At 68.1% G+C, this 16,608-nt stretch carries 16 protein-coding genes; 9 read left to right on the forward strand and 7 right to left on the reverse strand.

Annotation, left to right across the window (positions count from 1 at the left end; all coding sequences use genetic code 11):
• Positions 1-139 precede the first annotated feature (139 nt).
• A complete protein-coding gene (locus ACK4IU_RS01105; RefSeq protein WP_409730788.1) occupies positions 140-1,651 on the reverse strand; it encodes a UxaA family hydrolase in 1,512 nt (503 codons plus the stop codon).
• A 66-nt stretch (positions 1,652-1,717) separates the two neighbouring features.
• Between ACK4IU_RS01105 and ACK4IU_RS01110 the strand changes: the two genes are divergently transcribed.
• Both ACK4IU_RS01110 and ACK4IU_RS01115 read left to right on the forward strand, forming a co-directional pair.
• Positions 1,718-2,449 carry a GntR family transcriptional regulator gene (locus ACK4IU_RS01110; RefSeq protein ID WP_409730790.1) on the forward strand — a complete coding sequence of 244 codons (732 nt, stop codon included), beginning with the start codon at positions 1,718-1,720 and terminating at the stop codon, positions 2,447-2,449.
• Positions 2,446-3,408 carry a sugar phosphate isomerase/epimerase family protein gene (locus ACK4IU_RS01115; RefSeq protein ID WP_409730792.1) on the forward strand — a complete coding sequence of 321 codons (963 nt, stop codon included), beginning with the start codon at positions 2,446-2,448 and terminating at the stop codon, positions 3,406-3,408. Before ACK4IU_RS01110 ends, ACK4IU_RS01115 begins: the two co-directional genes overlap by 4 nt.
• 78 nt (positions 3,409-3,486) lie before the next feature.
• Here ACK4IU_RS01115 and ACK4IU_RS01120 read toward each other — a convergent pair whose 3' ends face one another.
• Positions 3,487-4,509, reverse strand: a complete 1,023-nt coding sequence (locus tag ACK4IU_RS01120; RefSeq protein WP_409730794.1) for an aldo/keto reductase — start codon at positions 4,507-4,509, stop codon at positions 3,487-3,489.
• Positions 4,510-4,600: 91 nt separating this feature from the next.
• Between ACK4IU_RS01120 and ACK4IU_RS01125 the strand changes: the two genes are divergently transcribed.
• The 4 genes from ACK4IU_RS01125 to ACK4IU_RS01140 are packed head-to-tail and all read left to right on the forward strand — an operon-like array spanning position 4,601 to position 8,704.
• Positions 4,601-5,413 carry a BtpA/SgcQ family protein gene (locus ACK4IU_RS01125; protein ID WP_409730796.1) on the forward strand — a complete coding sequence of 271 codons (813 nt, stop codon included), beginning with the start codon at positions 4,601-4,603 and terminating at the stop codon, positions 5,411-5,413.
• Complete coding sequence (locus tag ACK4IU_RS01130; RefSeq protein ID WP_409730798.1) at positions 5,410-6,498, forward strand: M42 family metallopeptidase; 1,089 nt, start codon at positions 5,410-5,412, stop codon at positions 6,496-6,498. The genes ACK4IU_RS01125 and ACK4IU_RS01130 overlap by 4 nt, the downstream gene beginning before the upstream one ends.
• Positions 6,495-7,970 carry an FGGY-family carbohydrate kinase gene (locus tag ACK4IU_RS01135; RefSeq protein WP_409730799.1) on the forward strand — a complete coding sequence of 492 codons (1,476 nt, stop codon included), beginning with the start codon at positions 6,495-6,497 and terminating at the stop codon, positions 7,968-7,970. Before ACK4IU_RS01130 ends, ACK4IU_RS01135 begins: the two co-directional genes overlap by 4 nt.
• Positions 7,967-8,704 carry a creatininase family protein gene (locus ACK4IU_RS01140; RefSeq protein WP_409730801.1) on the forward strand — a complete coding sequence of 246 codons (738 nt, stop codon included), beginning with the start codon at positions 7,967-7,969 and terminating at the stop codon, positions 8,702-8,704. The genes ACK4IU_RS01135 and ACK4IU_RS01140 overlap by 4 nt, the downstream gene beginning before the upstream one ends.
• A gap of 120 nt (positions 8,705-8,824) precedes the next feature.
• On the opposite strand, the gene ACK4IU_RS01145 is transcribed toward ACK4IU_RS01140, so the two are convergent.
• The 4 genes from ACK4IU_RS01145 to ACK4IU_RS01160 all read right to left on the reverse strand — a co-directional run bounded on the left by ACK4IU_RS01145 (position 8,825) and on the right by ACK4IU_RS01160 (position 13,112).
• Complete coding sequence (locus ACK4IU_RS01145) at positions 8,825-9,247, reverse strand: RbsD/FucU family protein (protein WP_409730802.1); 423 nt, start codon at positions 9,245-9,247, stop codon at positions 8,825-8,827.
• An 86-nt stretch (positions 9,248-9,333) separates the two neighbouring features.
• Positions 9,334-10,299: a carbohydrate ABC transporter permease gene (locus ACK4IU_RS01150; RefSeq protein ID WP_409730804.1), complete on the reverse strand. Its 966-nt coding sequence runs from the start codon at positions 10,297-10,299 to the stop codon at positions 9,334-9,336.
• A 13-nt stretch (positions 10,300-10,312) separates the two neighbouring features.
• Positions 10,313-11,416 carry a carbohydrate ABC transporter permease gene (locus ACK4IU_RS01155; RefSeq protein ID WP_409730806.1) on the reverse strand — a complete coding sequence of 368 codons (1,104 nt, stop codon included), beginning with the start codon at positions 11,414-11,416 and terminating at the stop codon, positions 10,313-10,315.
• A 70-nt stretch (positions 11,417-11,486) separates the two neighbouring features.
• Positions 11,487-13,112 (reverse strand): extracellular solute-binding protein, encoded by a 1,626-nt coding sequence (locus ACK4IU_RS01160; protein WP_409730808.1) that lies wholly within the window; start codon positions 13,110-13,112, stop codon positions 11,487-11,489.
• 228 nt (positions 13,113-13,340) lie between these two features.
• On the opposite strand from ACK4IU_RS01160, the gene ACK4IU_RS01165 reads away from it, so the two are divergent.
• Genes ACK4IU_RS01165 through rbsK form a run of 3 tightly spaced genes read left to right on the forward strand, consistent with a single transcriptional unit; the run spans position 13,341 to position 15,791 of the window.
• Entirely contained in the window at positions 13,341-14,390 is a 1,050-nt protein-coding gene (locus ACK4IU_RS01165; RefSeq protein WP_409730810.1) for an ABC transporter ATP-binding protein, read from the forward strand.
• An 18-nt stretch (positions 14,391-14,408) separates the two neighbouring features.
• Complete coding sequence (locus ACK4IU_RS01170) at positions 14,409-14,861, forward strand: RbsD/FucU family protein (protein WP_409730812.1); 453 nt, start codon at positions 14,409-14,411, stop codon at positions 14,859-14,861.
• Positions 14,862-14,864: 3 nt separating this feature from the next.
• Entirely contained in the window at positions 14,865-15,791 is a 927-nt protein-coding gene (rbsK, locus tag ACK4IU_RS01175; RefSeq protein ID WP_409730814.1) for a ribokinase, read from the forward strand.
• Here the strand turns inward: rbsK and ACK4IU_RS01180 are convergent.
• Positions 15,788-16,567 carry a DeoR/GlpR family DNA-binding transcription regulator gene (locus ACK4IU_RS01180; protein WP_409730816.1) on the reverse strand — a complete coding sequence of 260 codons (780 nt, stop codon included), beginning with the start codon at positions 16,565-16,567 and terminating at the stop codon, positions 15,788-15,790. The two genes, rbsK and ACK4IU_RS01180, sit on opposite strands and share 4 nt — an antisense overlap.
• Positions 16,568-16,608: the final 41 nt, after the last annotated feature.

A 16,608-nucleotide genomic window follows, 5' to 3' on the forward strand; every position in this document is an offset into this window, starting at 1 on the left:
CGCTGCCCCCCCCGGGGCACCCCCGGCCCCCGCCCGCCCGCCCCCCCCCCCGGGCGGGCGCTTCTCGCCCGCCCGGCGGTCAGGCGCCGCCCTTCGCTCCTCGGGGTCGAGGGCTGATCAAGGCTGGTCGCGATCTTCCCTACATCACCGCGCCGATCTGCCAGGGCACGAACTCCGCCCCGCCGAAGCCCAGCTGTTCGGACAAAGTGCGCTCGCCCGAGGCGACGGCGATCATCTTCTCCAGGATCTCCTCGCCCTTGGCCTCGATACTGGTGCCGTCGATGATGTCGCCACAGTTGATGTCCATGTCCTCCTGCATCCGGGCATACATCTCGGTGTTGGTGGCCAGCTTGATGCAGGGGCTGGGCTTGTAGCCGGACACCGACCCCCGCCCGGTGGTGAAGACGATCAGCGTGGCGCCGCTGGCGATCTGGCCGGTCACGCTGCAGGGGTCGTAACCGGGGCTGTCCATGTAGACGAAGCCCGGCGTGGTGATGGCTTCCGCAAACTTGTAGACCCCCGCCAGCGGCGCCGTGCCGCCCTTGGCCACCGCGCCCAGCGACTTTTCCAGGATCGTGGTCAGCCCGCCGCGCTTGTTGCCGGGGCTGGGGTTGTTGTCCATCTCGCCGCCGTTGATCGCGGTGTAGTTCTCCCACCAGCGGATCCGCTCCAGGAGCCGCTCGCCGACCTCCGGGCTGACCGCGCGGCGGGTCAAGAGGTGCTCGGCCCCGTAGATCTCCGGCGTCTCGGACAGGATCGTGGTGCCGCCCATCCGCACGAGAAGGTCGCTCGCGTGACCCAGCGCCGGGTTCGCCGTGATCCCGCTGTATCCGTCCGACCCGCCGCATTGCAGCCCCACGATCAGCTTCGACACCGGCGCCGGCCTGCGCATGGCCTGCGCGGCGACCTCGGCCATCTCGCGCAGCACCTTCAGCGCGCGCTCGATCGTGGCCCGCGTGCCGCCCTCGCCCTGGATGGTCATGTAGCGGAAGTTCCCGTCCGGCCGCAGGCGCCCCTGGCCCACGAGGTCGGGCACCTGCATCACCTCGCAGCCGAGGCCCACCAGCAGGATCCCTCCGAAATTCGCGTTCCGCGCATAGCCCTTCAGCGTGCGCATCAGCGTCGCATAGCCCTCGTTCACCCCCGACATGCCGCAGCCGGTGTTGTGGACGATCGGCACGAAGCCGTCGATGTTCGGCATCGCCGACAGGACCGGATCCTTCTCCGCCGCCTCGGCGATGAAGCGCGCGACCGACCCCGAGCAGTTCACCGAGGTCAGGATGCCGATATAGTTCCGCGTCCCCACCTGCCCGTCGGCGCGGTGATAGCCCAGGAACTCGCGCGGGGGCAGCGGGGGCAGGGGGCGGGCCTCGGCTCCGATGGCATAATCTGTCGAATGGGGGCCCATGCCGAGGTTGTGGCTGTGGATGTGGCCGCCTGCGGGGATGTCCTCGGTCGCCTGGCCGATCGCCTGGCCATAGCGCAGCACCGTCTCGCCCCTGGCGATGGCGCGGCTGGCGATCTTGTGGCCGCGCGGCACCGGGCCGGGCAGGGGCGCCTCCACCCCCGGCAGGCTCGCCCCCTTCGGCAGATCGGCCAGCGCAATCACCAGGTTGTCCCGCCCGTGCAACCGTATTACCGCATCCGCCATCGCCTTCCCCCTCTTCCCCGGGTCCGGACCGCTTGACAGCCCGCCCGACCAGCCTAACATGTTAGCATGCTACCAGCGCCCGCAACCGGATCACAAGACCAGAATGGCGCCGCCCGGCTGGAGCCCCTGGAGCGGTTCCAGGGTTCGCTGGGCCAGCGGGTCTATCAGAGCCTGAAACAGGCGATCCTGACGCTGGAGTTCCGCCCCGGCGACAGCATCCGCAAGCCCGAGATCTGCGACCGCCTCGGCGTCTCGCGCTCACCCGTCGCCGATGCGGTGGCGCGGCTGGCGGCGGACGGGCTGGTGGACATCGTGCCTCAGGCCGGCACCTTCGTCACCCGGCTGTCGATGACCGACATCCGCGAGGGCGCCTTCATCCGCGAGGCGATCGAGGTCGCCGCCGCCGAACTCGTGGCCGAACGCATCACCGATGACCAGCTGCGCGAGTTGCGCCGAAACCTGCGCCTGCAGGAGGCGCTGGTCGCGGACGGCGACCGGCAGGGCTTCATGGCGCTGGACGCCCAGCTGCACGAGATGATGCTGTCCTTCACCGGCTTTCCACGCCTCGCACAGGTGGCGCAGACCGCCTGGCTGTCGGTGGACCGCGCGCGCCAGCTGATCCTGCCGGTCGAGGGCCGGCTTCAGGCCACGCTGGACGAGCATCGCGCGATGCTGGCCGCCTTCGAGGCCCACGATCCCGCCGCCGCACGGGCCGCCGTGCAGCACCACCTGCGCCAGCTGCTCAGCTACCTCGCGCCGCTGGAACTCGCCCATCCCGAACTCTTCGCGGCCCCATGATCCCGAACAAGCCCCGCTACGCCACCCGGCTGAACGCCTTCAAGCGGAAGGGCGACACGGTGGCCGAGATGATCGCCGCCGCCGCGCGGGTGGGGGGCCTCGACGCCGCCGACCTGAACTTTCCCGACCATTTCGACCACCACCGCCCGGTCGAGCTGACCCGGATCCTCGCCGATCACGGCATGGCGCTGAACGGGCTCGCCATGCGCTACTATACCGATCCGGGCTTCCGGCTCGGGGCCTTCTCCCACCCCGATCCTGCGACCCGCCGCGCCGCGATCGACCTGACGAAGCGCGGCCTCGATGCACTGGCGGCGATGGGCGGGCGGCTGATGACGCTCTGGCTCGGGCAGGACGGGTTCGACTATTCCTTCCAGGCCGATCACGCGCGGATGTGGGACGACAGCATCGCCGCCATCGCCGAGGTCGCCGACCACAACCCGTCCATCGACATCGCCATCGAATACAAGCCGAACGAACCCCGCGCCCATGTGGTGATGCCCGACATGGCGACGACCCTTCTGGCCCTGGCCGAGGTCGGGCGGCCCAACACCGGGGTGACGCTCGATTTCTGCCACATGCTCTTTGCCGGCGAGATGCCTGCGCGCGCCGCGATGCTGGCCGCGCGGCACAGCCGCATCCTTGGCGTGCATCTGAACGACGGCTACGGCAAGCGCGACGACGGGCTCATCGCGGGCTCGGTCCATCCGGTGCAGACGGTGGAGCTTTTCGTGGCGCTCGACCGGGCGGGTTACGACGGGGTGATCTATTTCGATACCTTCCCCGACCATGGCGGCACCGACCCCATGGGCGAGGCGCGGGCCAACATCGCCGCGACCGACCGGCTGCGCGCCATCGCGCGCGGGCTTGCCGCCGACCCTGCGCTGGCCGAGGCACAGGCCCGCCAGGACGCCGCCGCCGCCACGCGCATCGTCATGTCCGCGCTCTACGGCGGCTGACCGCCGCTCGTCGATGACTTCGTCACTCCTCGCGGCCGCCCCACCGACGAGAAGCCGAAGGCGCACGAGGAGGCAACCCTAGATCGGCGCGTCCGCCCGGATCAGCCCTTCGGACAGCAACGCCTCCCACAGCGCCTGCGGGATCACCGCCTCGGCCGCCGCCAGATTGGAGGCCATCTCGGGCAGCCCCTGCCCGCCGGGAATGACCGAGACTACCGCCGGATGCCGCAGCGGGAACCGGAACGCCGCATCCACCAGCCGCACCCCATGGGCCTCGCAGACCGCCTGCAACCGTGCGGCCTTCGCCATCACCCAGTCCGGCGCCGGCGCATAGTTCCAGTGCGCCCCCGGTCGCGGCCCCGTCGCGAGGATACCCGAATTGTAGGGACCGCCCACCACGATCCCCACGCCCCGAGCCTCGCACATGGGCAGGAAGCTCTCCAGCGCCTCCTGTTCCAAAAGGGTATAGCGCCCCGCCAGCAGGAAGATGTCGAAATCTCCCCGCTCCAGCAGCCACTGGCAGGGCTGCCATTCGTTGATCCCGCCACCGAAGGCCCGGATCACCCCCTGGTCGCGCAAGGCCACCAGCGCCCGGTAGCCGCCGGCCATGAAGGCATCCAGCCGCTCCTGCAATGCGGCCTGCGTCCCGTGGTTGAAGATGTCCAGATCATGCGCATACAGGATGTCGATCCGGTCCAGGCCCAGCCGCTCCAGCGAGAATTCCAGGCTCCGCATCGTGCCGTCATAGCTGTAGTCGTAGATCTCCTTGCGCGAGGGGACATCGACCCACTTCCCCGCCCCGTCGCCCTGGCCCGGCGGCACCGCGCGCAGAAGGCGTCCGATCTTCGTGGACAGGACGTAACTGTCGCGCGGCTTGCCCCGCAGAAAGCGGTTCAGCCGGGTCTCGGACAGCCCCAGACCGTATAGGGGCGCCGTGTCGTAATAGCGCACGCCGCCCGCCCATGCGGCCTCCAGCACCGCATGGGCTTCGTCGTCGCTGATGGCCTTGAAAAGATTGCCCAAGGGCGCCGCGCCGAAGCCAAGTTCGGTGAAGGTCAGCCCCCCGTTGCCCAGCCGATCCCAATGTCGCGTTGCCAGCATGAACAGCCTCCGTCCTTCACTGACATGCTAGTGTGTTCCGACTTCCCGTCCAACTCCTTTCGCGTTAGCGTGGCAGGGCAGGAGGGATCACATGTCGCGTTTTCAAGCCGTCTTCGGGGACCGCAAACCCGTCATCGCCATGGTGCATCTGGGCGCGTCGCCCGGCGCGCCGCTTTACGACGCCGCGGGCGGAATCGAGGGAATCGTCGCCGGCGCCCGGGCCGACCTGCAGGCGCTGCAAGCCGCCGGGTTCGATGCCGTGATGTTCGGCAACGAGAACGACCGCCCCTACGAGCTGAAGGTGGACAGCGCCAGTTCCGCCACCATGGCCTATGTCATCGGCCGCCTCCGGGACGAGATCACCGTGCCCTTCGGCGTCAACGTGCTCTGGGATCCGATGTCAAGCTTTGCCGTCGCCGCCGCCACGGGCGCGGCCTTCGTGCGCGAGATCTTCACCGGCACCTATGCCTCCGACATGGGCGTCTGGGCCCCCGACGCCGGTGCCGCCGTCCGCTATGCCCAGCGCCTTGGTGCGGGCGGCGTGGCGCGGCTCTACAACGTCTCGGCCGAGTTCGCCGACAGCCTCGACCGCCGCCCCTTGCCCGATCGCGCGCGATCGGCGGTGTTCTCCTCGATCCCCGATGCGGTCCTCGTCTCCGGCGCGATCACCGGCGAGGCCGCGCGGATGGAGGACCTTGAGGGCGTGAAGCGCGTCCTGCCCACCACCCCCGTCCTCGCCAACACCGGCGTCAAGCATGCCACCGTGGCCGATGTCCTCGCCGTGGCCGACGGCTGCATCGTCGGCTCGGCGCTGAAGGTCGGCGGCGACACCTGGGCGCCCGTCGATCCCGACCGCGCCGCCGATTTCATGGCCCGCGCCCGCGCCGCCCGGGGGGGCCGATGACGCTCCCCTCCGTCGCCGAGCTGACTGGCGAACTCATGCTCATCCCCGGCCTCGCGGGGTATGAGACCCGCGTCGCCGCCGCCATCGCTGGGCATCTGGACGCCCTTGGCCTCGCCCATGCCTCCGACCGCCTCGGCAACCTGACCTGCACGATCCCCGGCGACCCCGCGCTGCCGCCCGTGATGGTCTTCACCCACATGGACCAGCTCGGTTTCGTCGTCCGCAAGATCGAACCCACGGGCCTCATCCGCCTCGAACGCCTCGGCGGTGTCCCCGAACGCGCGCTGGCCGCGCAAGCCGTCGTCCTTTGCACCGACCAGGGCGACCTGCCAGCCGTCATCGCCAACAAGAGCCACCACGCCACCACCCCCGAAGAGAAATACAAGGTCCTTCCCTATGCCGACCTCTACGTCGATGCCGGTTTCGCCTCGAAAGCCGAGGCCGAGGCAGCCGGCGTCCGCATCGGCACCCCCGTCACCTACCTCCCCCGGGCCCTGACCCTCGCCAACAACCGCATCGCCGGCACCGCCGTGGACGACCGCGCGGGCTGCGCCGCCCTCCTGAAACTCGCCGAAGCCCGGAAAGCCAAACCCGGTCCCACCCTGCACCTCGTCTGGTCGGTGCAAGAGGAATACAACCTTCGCGGCGTCCTGCCCGCTGCCACCGCGCTGCAACCGGCCATCGCGCTGCAGATCGACCTCCTCCTCGCCTGCGACACCCCCGACATGGTGACCCGAGGCGACATCACCCTCGGCGGCGGCCCCGGCATCAGCCTTTACTCCTTCCACGGCCGCGGCACGCTGAACGGGGTCATCCCGCACCCCGCCCTCGTCCGCCTGTTCGAGGACGCGGCCGCCAGCGCCAACCTCCCCCTCCAACGCTCGGCCCATACCGGGGCGCTGACCGACCTTTCCTACATCCAGTTCATGGGAACCGAAGGCGTCGCCTGCCTCGATGTCGGTTTCCCGATGCGCTACTCCCATTCCGCGCTGGAAGTGGTGGACCCGGCCGACCTGCAAGGCCTCGTCATCCTGATCGACACCGCGCTTTCCGCCATCACCCCCGACCTCAAGCTCACCCGATGACCCATACGCTCGGTATCGACATCGGCACCTTCGAATCCAAAGGCGTCCTCGTCGACGCCCGGGGCCGCATCACCGCCCAGGCCTCCCGCCCCCACAAGATGATCGTCCCCCGCGCCGGATGGGCCGAGCACCGGGCGGATGAGGACTGGTGGGGCGATTTCGTCCACATCACCCGCGCGCTCCTCGGCCAATCCGGCCTCGACCCGGCCGAGATCAAGGCCATCGCCGCCAGCGCCATCGGCCCCTGCATGCTGCCGGTGGACGCGACCGGCAATCCCCTGATGAACGGCGTCCTTTACGGTGTCGACACCCGCGCGACCGACCAGATCGCCGCGCTCGACGCCCGGATCGGTGCGGACACCATCCACGCCCGCTGCGGCAACGTGCTGACCTCGCAATCCGTCGGCCCCAAGATCCTCTGGCTGAAGGAGACCCACCCCGAGCTCTACGCGCAGACCGCCAAGATCCTGACCTCGACCAGCTACCTGACCTGGAAACTGACCGGGCAATATGTCATCGACCACTACACCGCCGCGAACTTCTCGCCGCTCTACGATGTCACCGCGCAGGCGTGGTGCGCCGACCTCGCGCCCGACATCCTTCCGCTCGACAGGCTCCCGCGCCTGATGTGGTCCACCGGGATCGCGGGCCGGGTCACCCCCGAGGCCGCGCGCGAAACCGGCCTTGCCGAAGGCACCCCCGTCACCTGCGGCACCATCGACGCCGCAAGCGAGGCGGTCAGCGTCGGCGTCCAGCACCCTGGCGAGATGATGCTGATGTATGGCTCGACCATCTTCATCATCCAGGTCACCGGCCAGCCCGTCCGCGACCCGCGCCTGTGGTATGCGCCCTGGCTTTTCCCCGGCACCCATGCCTCGATGGCGGGGCTTGCGACCTCGGGCACGCTGACCCACTGGTTCCGCGACCAGCTGGCCCGCGATACCGACTTCGCGGCCCTCGTGACCGAGGCGATGGACAGCCCCAAGGGCGCCAAGGGCCTTTTGTGCCTGCCCTACTTCTCCGGCGAGCGGACGCCCATTCACGACCCCCATGCGCGCGGTGTCTTCTTCGGCCTGAACCTGACCCACACCCGCGCCGACATGTTCCGCGCGGTTGTCGAAGGGATCGCCGCCGGCACGGCGCATGTTCTGGAAACCTATGCCGAGGTCGGCGCCTCGCCCGCCCGCGTCCTTGCCGTCGGCGGCGGCACGAAGAACGCGCTCTGGCTGCAAGCGACCTCGGATTTCGGCGGGGTCCCGCAGCACGTCTGCGAAAAGACCATCGGCGCCAGCTACGGCGACGCCTTCCTTGCCGCCTGCGCCATCGGGGCGGCGCAGCCGCAGGACATCCGGGCCTGGAACCCGGAAGTGACGACCGTCCAGCCGGACGAGGTCCCGGCCTACGCGACGCAATACCCGCTCTGGAAGCGCCTCTACACCCAGACCCGCGACCTGATGCAGGCCCTGCCGTGACCGAATTCGCCCGCCTCCGCCCGCACCAGCTGCAAGCGGCGATCGCGGCGAATACCCCGGTCGTCCTGCCCATCGGGGTCCTGGAATACCACGGCCAGCACCTGCCCGCCGGGGTGGACCTGCTGGCCGTGACCGGGGTCCTCGACCGGCTGGGCGACCGGATCATCACGCTGCCCCCCTTCGCCTATGGCGCGGCCTCCCATGCCGTGGCGGGGCCAGAGGGGACCGGGACGCTCCACATCGACGCAGGCGCGATCCTTCCTCTGGCCGAGGGGCTGTTCATGGCGCTTCTGCGCGCAGGCTTCCGCAACATCCACGGGGTGATCCACCACCAGACCGAAGGCTTCGACCAGGGGATGCCCACAGACCTCGCCTTCCGCCTAGCGGGCCGCAACGCGATCATGCGGTTTCTCGAGGCGACGCGCGGCCCCGGCTGGTGGGGCGACCGGGCGATGCAGGACTATTACGCCCGGCAGGCCGAAGGGGCGGATCCGTTCAACTGGATCCGCATCCATCCGCTGTTTCCCAAGGGCGCCGCCTATCCCTTCGACCATGCCGGAAAGGGCGAGACAGCGCTGATGCAGGCGATGGCGCCGGATACGGTGGACATGGCCCGCGCCAAAGAGGGCGACCACTGGTATGCAGCGGATGCCGGAGAAGCTTCCGCCGAACTCGGCGAGGCAGGCGTCCGGATCGCCCTGGCCCACCTGCGGCAGGTACTCGCCCTGAACTGAACCCCCGCTCGTCGGTGGACTTCGTCCCTCCTCGCTGCCGTCGGTCCTCCGACGAGAAGCCGAAGGCGCACGAGGAGGTTTGCCCGCCTCACACCTCCGGCAGGTCCACCACGCCCTTCTTCAGGATGAAACAGCCAGAGGGCCCGGAATCCGAGTGCGGATGATCGCAAACGCCCGCTTGGCAGCAGCGTAGAACTCGAACCGCTCCAGCGCCTGCATGGCGACGGGGCGGCCTTCGGCCCGATCCAGCACCGCCTGCATCCGGGCGAAGACCGGCATCTGGGCCTCTGGATCGCCCACCACCTGCATCCGGGTGACGGGGGCGGGAACGAAGGTATCCAGCGGCATCAGGCTCAGGATGGCCCGTGCGGCGGTGGGCAGGTCGCAGCCCGCCATGTCGATCAGCCGGCCATGGGTCGTTTCGGCCGCGATGGTCGCCGCCGGGTGGTTCACGTCGCAAAGCACCAGATCGTCGCCATGCCCCATCAGCATCAGGACATGCACGACCTCTGCCGAAAGCCGCTGGTCGATCCCCTTCAGCATGGCCTCTCCAAAGGTGAAGAAATCCCTAACGAAAAATCGCAAGTCCCTGTTTCAAAAGGACTCCTGGGTTTTGTCCACCGTGGACACTACTTCACCGCCCCCGCCGCCATCCCCTTGATGATGAACCGCTCCAGCAGCACGCCGATGATGACCAGCGGCAGGATCGCCGCGAAGGACAGGGCCGCCATGGCCCACCAGTTGATCCCCTGCGACCCGGTCTGGCTCGCCACCATCACCGGCAGGGTATTGGCATGGGTCGAGGTCAGGAGCGCGGCGAAGAAATACTCGTTCCAGGTCAGGACGAGGCTCAGGATGAAGGCTGCCACCATGCCGGGCAGGGCGATGGGCAGGATGATGGTGAGGAATGCCCCCCAGATCGACAGCCCATCGACCAGCGCGGCCTCTTCCAGCTCGGTCGGAATGGTCTCGAACTGATCCTTCATGATCCAGATCACGATGGGCAGGACCGTCAGGGTGTAGAGAAGGATCAGCCCGATCCGCGTGTCGAGGAGCGCCAGTTCCTTGTAGAGGACGAGGAAGGGCAGGGCGAGCACGACGGGCGGCAGGATCAGCTGCGACAGGAAGAAGAACGAGATGTCGTCGTTCTTCATGAAGCCGAAGCGGTAGCGGAACCGCGACAGCCCATAGGCCGCCAGCGACCCCAGCACCACCGCCAGCGTCGAGGCCGACAGCGCCACGATGGCGGAATTGCCGAAGCGCTTCAGGAACTCGGCCCGGACCGTGCTTTCCTGTCCGATGGTCGAGGGCGACAGCCCGATCGATTCCCACCCCTTCCACTTCGGCTCGTAGAACAGCTTCTTCGCCCAGTCGCCCTCGGGCGTCCAGTCGGCGGGCCAGGGGATCATCTGGCCCTGCATCACGTTCGGGGCCATCTTGAAGCTGGTGGTGGCGGTCCAGTAGATCGGGAACAGGCAGATCACCGCCCAGAGCGCGAGGACGCCGTAGATCGCCGTCCGCCCGGCCCACCATTTCATCCGGAAGCCACGGTCCGCGTCGCTGTCGCGGAAGATCTGCGCGGGGGTGTCGGTCATCGTGGCGTCCCCCTCAGGTGCGTGGCCGCGTCAGGCGCGCGGCGAGTTTCATCAGGATCGTCATGCCGATCACGATCAGCACCAGATAGACCATGGCCAGCATGGTGCCGTAGCCGACGTTCGACCTCTCCCGGTATTCGCGGAAGATGAAGCTGGTCACCGTGTCCGTTGCCCCACCGGGTCCGCCCGAGGTGATGGTGATGACGATGTCGGCGAGCTTCAGCTTGAAGATGATGCGGATCAGGATCGCCGTGACCGAGACCGGCAGCATCAGCGGGAAGGTGATCTCCCAGAACGACTTCCATCCCGTCGCGCCATCGACGCGGCTGGCCTCCTGCAGCTCTTTCGGGATGGCCTGGAGGCCGGCCAGCAGCATGATCATCATGAAGGGGATGAAGGTCCAGGCATCCAGTACCATGATGGTGAGCTTCGCCATCCAGGGGCTTTCGAAAAAGCTCGGCTGCTCGACCCCCAGCGCGCGGGCAAGACGGGCGAGGGGGCCGAAGCGGGGCTCCAGCATCGACTTGCCGATCATCCACGACACGGCAACCGGCGACAGCATCAGCGGCATCAGGAACGCCACCCGCCAGAACTTCCGCGCCCGGATCTGCCCGGCCAGGATCAGTGCCAGGCCGAAGGCGATGGCATATTCCACCACGATCGCCGCGACATAGATCACCATGTTGCCCAGCGCGTTCCAGTAGAACGGATCGTGCCACATCTGCACGAGGTTCGCCGTGCCGTTGAACTGCCGCCCGGAAAGACTGGAGAGGTTCCAGTTGGAAAAGGCGATCAGCAGACCGAAGAGCAGTGGAAAGACCGTCAGCGAGACCACGAACAGCGCGGCGGGCAGGACGAAGAGGGTCCGCTTGCCCTGCTCGCCCCGGATTATGACCTGCGCCCAGCACAGGCAGGTGGCGAAGAGGCAGTAGGCATAAAGCGTCGGCCGCCAGTTGGCGAAACCGAAGTCGCGCCAGCCCAGAACCTGCGCGGACTGCGCCAGCGCTACCAGCGCCAGAAGCCCGGCCGAGCCCCAGATCATCCCCCGCCCGATCCGGCGCCGGTTGTCGGAAATGTCGTCGCTGGTCACGACGTGAAGTTGGTCGCCGCCGCTCAACGCTCAGCCCTGCTTCTGGAGAAAAGGGGCGCGCGGTCCGTCCGCGCGCCCCGGTCTGTCTTGGACGGGATCACATTCCCAGAGACGCCTTGTAGAGTGCGATCTGGCTGTCGCGGCCGATCTGGTCGGTGATCTTTTCCCAGGCGGCGGCGATGGCGTCCGCGGTTTCCTGGGCCGACTTGTATTGGCCGGCAAAGCCCTTGGCCAACTCGTCCTCGGCCACCGAGTAATACTGGAAGATGCCCGGGATCCGCGGCTCGATCGCGGCGTTGGGGTGGTTGTAGCTGTCGCGGTTCGAGCCGAGGTAGTCCTCGATGAAGGCCCGGTCGTAGCCTGCCGCTTCCCATTCGTCGAAGTTGAAGTGGCTGTTGCGGTAGGGCTGGAACCCTGACGGATAGGCCGCCATCCACAGCGAGATGTCCTTGCCACCCAGATGCGCCGCCGCCGACCAGGCCGCCTTGCGCTTCTTCTCGTCGCCCGAGACGCGGTTGGTGACATAGATCCCCCAGCCGAGATAGGCCAGGTTCGGAGCGAAGTTCTCCTTCTCTTCCCAGGCGCCGGTCTTGGAGTTCCAGACCTTCTTCGCGCCGGGGTTCATGTCGAAGCCCACCACGTCGCCCACGACCGAGGTGTCCGAGGTGCGTGCGTTCGATCCGACGTCACCCCACCAGGTCAGCGCCGCGCCGGTGCCGGCGAGGAACTGCTGGAAGGCGGTGGTGCCGGGGTCGGCGTTGATCTGGTCCGGCGGATAGGTGCCGGCGGCGATCAGGTCCATCACGTCCTGGATCGCCTGCACCCAGGCGGGGTTGTTGACGCGCGGCTTCATCGTGTCGGGGTCGAAGAGCCAGGCCGGATCGTCCGGGTGCTTGGCATAGGCCGAGGCGCGGTCTTCGAGGAAGTAGAAGCCGAAGCCGCCCCAGCCTTTCAACGGGTCGAGGAAGCCGTAGGCCGGAAGCCCGGTCAGCGGGTCGGTCTGGCCCTTGACTGCGATCGACATCGCGTTGACGTCTTCCCAGTGCCGCGGCATCTCGGCCCCGCCGATCGCCCCCTCGCCGAAATAGTCCTTGCGATAGGCCAGCGTGTGGCAGTCGCCGTCGATGGTGATGCGGTAGGACTTGCCGTCCCAGGTGCCCACCGGGGGTTGCAGATAGGCAACCAGGTCGTCGGCCTCGATCTGTTCCTTGACCCAGTCGGGCATCGGGTCAAGCAGGCCGCGGCCCGCGGTGTCGCCCTCGAAGGGCGCGCCCATCTCGATGATGTCGAAGTCCACCGTGCCGGTCGCGATCGACTGCTGGAGGCGCGGGTTGTAGTCGGCCTGCGCAAGGTCGATCCAGTTGATCTTGGCGCCGGTATAGGCCTCCCACGGCTTGAGGAAGCCGCGGAACAGAACGTTGTGCAGGTTCTGGTTGTTCAGGCCGAGGAAAGTCAGTTCCACGCCGGCGAATTCGCCTTCGGAAACGAACTTCTTGACCGGGCCGAGGCACATCTCGCCGACCTTCTGCCAGTCGGCATCGGTGGGGCTGCCGGCGCCGACGCCCGGGATCTTGAGGATTTCGGCGCGCAGGTTGTCCTGGGCCGAGGCCGGTTTCGGCGCAAGTCCGGCGGGCAGGGCGCCGGCGGCACCCAGCGCGGTTGCGCCCATCAGAAAGCGGCGGCGGCTGAGCCGGCTTGCGTATTCGTAAAGTCCTGGTTTCACGTTTGGTCCTCCCTAGGTTGGCTTGGTGCCCCTTTGCGGGGTCGTATCCGGCGACAGGTGCAGGCTGATGCGGCCCACCGACCGATGCCTGACACTTGTCCTTGCGGCAACCTTCGCAGCCCGGTCGGGCCTCTGTCAAGTTTCTAACATGTTAGTATGTTCAGCGGATGGACAGCGGCTTGCGGCTGCGCTTAGTCTGGCCGCAGGGAAACGGGGAGAGGGTGGCCGATGGCCGAAGTGACGATCCGGGCGCTGGAGAAATCCTATGGCGGGCTGAAGGTCATTCACGGGCTGGATCTGGACATACCGGACGGGGCCTTCGTGGTTCTGGTAGGGCCTTCCGGCTGCGGCAAGTCCACGCTTCTGCGGATGATCGCGGGGCTGGAGGAGATCAGCGCCGGCGACATCCTGATCGGCGCGCGGCGGGTGAACAACCTGCCCCCTTCGGAACGCGACATCGCCATGGTGTTCCAGAACTACGCGCTTTACCCGCACAAGACGGTGGCCGCGAACATGGGCTTTGCGCTGAAGATGCGCGGCATGGACAGGGGCGCGATTCGGGCCAAGGTCGAACAGGCGGCGGTGATCCTGGGGCTGACGCCCTATCTCGACCGCTATCCCCGGGCGCTGTCCGGCGGCCAGCGCCAGCGGGTCGCCATGGGCCGTGCCATCGTGCGCGACCCGCAGGTGTTCCTGTTCGACGAACCGCTGTCGAACCTCGACGCCAAGCTGCGGGTGCAGATGCGGGCCGAGATCAAGGAACTGCACCAGCGGCTGAAGACCACCACGGTCTATGTCACCCACGACCAGATCGAGGCGATGACCATGGCCGACCGGATCGTGGTCATGCAGGGCGGCCGGATCGAACAGGTCGGTGCGCCGCTGGAACTTTACGACCGCCCCGCCAACACCTTCGTCGCGGCCTTCATCGGCAGCCCCTCGATGAACCTTGTCGAGGGGCGGATCGGCGGCGGGATGGTCGAGGTCGCGGGCGCGCGCCTGCCGATGCCGGCGGGGGCGCAGGCCGGGGAAGGGCGCGAGGTGATCTACGGCATCCGGCCCGAGCATCTGGCCCTCGCCGGCGAGGGGCTTTCCGGCACGGTCGCGGTGGTCGAACCGACGGGGTCGGAAACCCATGTCGTCGTCCGCCTCGAGGGGCGCGAGCTGACGGCGGTGTTCCGCAACCGGGTTGCCTTCGGGCCGGGGGACAGGATCACTCTGGCGCCCGACGCGGGCTTGGCGCATCTATTCGACAAGGCCACCGGCCAGCGCCTTTAGGACCAAACGGGGGGAGACATGCTGAAAGGGATCGACAACCGGCTGAATGCCGATGTGCTGAGCGTCTTGCGCGCGATGGGGCATGGCGACGTGCTGATCGTCGCCGATACCAATTTCCCCTCCGATTCGGTGGCGCGGGCCACGGTCACCGGCGAACTGCTGCGGATGGAGAACCTGACCGCCGCCCAGGCGGTGCAGGCGATCCTGTCCGTCCTGCCGCTGGACACTTTCGTGGACGATTTCGCCGGGCGGATGGAGATCGTGGGCGACCCCGCCACAATCCCGCCCGTCCAGGCCGAGGTCCAGGCCGAGATCGACCGCGCCGAGGGCCGCCATCGCCCGATGATCGGCATCGAACGCTTTGCCTTCTACGACATGGCGCGGAAGTCCTATGCCGTGATCCAGACCGGCGAGCGGCGGTTCTACGGCTGCTTCATGTTCCGCAAGGGCGTGATCCCGCCGGAGGCCTGACCCATGAAACCCATCGTGATCCTCGGCATCTTCGTCGCCGACACCGCCTACCGCGCCGAGCGCCAGCCGAAGATGGGCGAGACCATTCTCGGCACCTCCTTCGTGCTGGGGCCGGGGGGCAAGGGCTCGAACCAGTCGGTCGCCGCCGCCATGGCAGGGGGGCGCGTGCATTTCATCACCCGCCTCGGTGCCGATGCCTTCGCCGACATCGCACAGGCGACCTGGGCCAAGGCGGGGGTCATGCCCGAAGTGAAGGTGGACCGCGAAAGCTACACGGGGGCCGCCTACATCTTCATCGAGAACGCCACCGGCAACAACGCGATCATCGTCGCGCCGGGTGCGGCGGGGCGCGTCTCGGCCGAGGATGTGGAGGAGAAGGCCGAGCTGATCCGCTCCGCCTCGATCTTCGTCACGCAGCTGGAACAGCCGATCCCGGCCGCGCTGCGCGCGCTTCAGATCGCGCGCGCGGCGGGCGTCACGACGATCCTGAACCCCGCGCCCGCCGCCAGCCTGCCGGACGAGATGCTGGCGCTGTGCGACTATGTCACCCCGAACGAATCCGAGGCCGAGGCTCTGACCGGTCTGCCGGTGAGCACGGTCGATGAGGCGAAGGCGGCAGCATCTGCGCTTCTGGCAAGGGGCGTGGGGGCGGTGGTCATCACCCTGGGCGACAAGGGCGCGCTCTATCACGATGCGACCCGCACGGTGCATGTGCCGGTGATCTCGGCCGGTCCGGTGGTCGAGACGACGGGGGCGGGCGATGCCTTCAACGGCGGCTTCGCCGTGGCGCTGGCCGAGGGGCGCGACGTGATCGAGGCGGTACGCTTCGGCTGCGCTACGGCGGGGATTTCCGTCACCCGCCCCGGCACGGCCCCGGCGATGCCGTCACGGTCCGAGATCGAGGCGCTGCTGGCGAAGGTGGCGGGCTAAGGCGCCACCCGGATCACTGTCCCCCAGTGACGGGCGGCGGCGGCGAGGTCCTCGGGCGGGTCCTCGTCGGTGACGAGGATGTCGATGTCGCGCGGATCGCCCAGCAGGATCGGCGCAGTGCGGTGGAACTTGCGGCTGTCCGCCGCGACGATGCAGCGTGCGGCTTGGCTGACCATCGCGCGTGCCAGCTGCGCCTCGGACAGGTCGGAGAACATCAGCCCGCGCTTCGGACAGATGCCGGAGGTCGAGATCACCGCCAGGTCCAGCCGGAAGTTCTGCACGAAGGCCAGCGCCTCGGGCCCGAAGCTGCCGCCGTCATTGGCGCGCAGCTCGCCCCCGGCGAAGAACACCCGGTTGCCGTTGCGCATCGCCAGCCGGTAGGCGACCGCCACCGAATTCGTTACGACGTTCAGCCCGGAGTGGCGTTGCAGCGCCTCGGCGATCAGGCTGGTGGTGGAGCCCACGTCGAGAAACAGCGAGGTGCCGTCCTCGACCAGCCGCGCGACCTCTTCGGCGATGCGGCGCTTGGGTTCGGCATGTTCCTGGAGCCGGGTGTTCAGGTCGGCCTCGACCGCGCGTTCCACCAGCCGCGCCCCGCCGTGGTGCTTCTGCACCAGCCCGCCCTCGACCAGCCGCCGCAGGTTCCGCCGGATGGTTTCGTCCGACACCTCCAGCGTGCTGGCGAGGCTCTGGATCCGCGCCGATCCGCCCGCCTTACGCAGCGCCTCGAGGATCTCGGCCTGCCGGTGGTTCGAGGTGCTGTCGAGATCGCTCATCGGTGCCCGCTTTCGTGGATCTGTTGAAATCTAGCGCAGGA

It is taken from the genome of Tabrizicola flagellatus (assembly GCF_046295235.1).
Classification (GTDB): domain Bacteria; phylum Pseudomonadota; class Alphaproteobacteria; order Rhodobacterales; family Rhodobacteraceae; genus Tabrizicola; species Tabrizicola flagellata_A.

Coding starts and splice junctions, on each gene's coding strand:
- ACK4IU_RS01180 (WP_409730816.1), bottom strand. CDS start 16,567: ATGAGCGATCTCGACAGCACCTCGAACCACCGGCAGGCCGAGATCCTC.
- ACK4IU_RS01125 (WP_409730796.1), top strand. CDS start 4,601: ATGTCGCGTTTTCAAGCCGTCTTCGGGGACCGCAAACCCGTCATCGCC.
- ACK4IU_RS01135 (WP_409730799.1), top strand. CDS start 6,495: ATGACCCATACGCTCGGTATCGACATCGGCACCTTCGAATCCAAAGGC.
- ACK4IU_RS01115 (WP_409730792.1), top strand. CDS start 2,446: ATGATCCCGAACAAGCCCCGCTACGCCACCCGGCTGAACGCCTTCAAG.
- ACK4IU_RS01130 (WP_409730798.1), top strand. CDS start 5,410: ATGACGCTCCCCTCCGTCGCCGAGCTGACTGGCGAACTCATGCTCATC.
- ACK4IU_RS01170 (WP_409730812.1), top strand. CDS start 14,409: ATGCTGAAAGGGATCGACAACCGGCTGAATGCCGATGTGCTGAGCGTC.
- ACK4IU_RS01165 (WP_409730810.1), top strand. CDS start 13,341: ATGGCCGAAGTGACGATCCGGGCGCTGGAGAAATCCTATGGCGGGCTG.
- rbsK (WP_409730814.1), top strand. CDS start 14,865: ATGAAACCCATCGTGATCCTCGGCATCTTCGTCGCCGACACCGCCTAC.
- ACK4IU_RS01145 (WP_409730802.1), bottom strand. CDS start 9,247: ATGCTGAAGGGGATCGACCAGCGGCTTTCGGCAGAGGTCGTGCATGTC.
- ACK4IU_RS01120 (WP_409730794.1), bottom strand. CDS start 4,509: ATGCTGGCAACGCGACATTGGGATCGGCTGGGCAACGGGGGGCTGACC.
- ACK4IU_RS01150 (WP_409730804.1), bottom strand. CDS start 10,299: ATGACCGACACCCCCGCGCAGATCTTCCGCGACAGCGACGCGGACCGT.
- ACK4IU_RS01105 (WP_409730788.1), bottom strand. CDS start 1,651: ATGGCGGATGCGGTAATACGGTTGCACGGGCGGGACAACCTGGTGATT.
- ACK4IU_RS01110 (WP_409730790.1), top strand. CDS start 1,718: ATGCTACCAGCGCCCGCAACCGGATCACAAGACCAGAATGGCGCCGCC.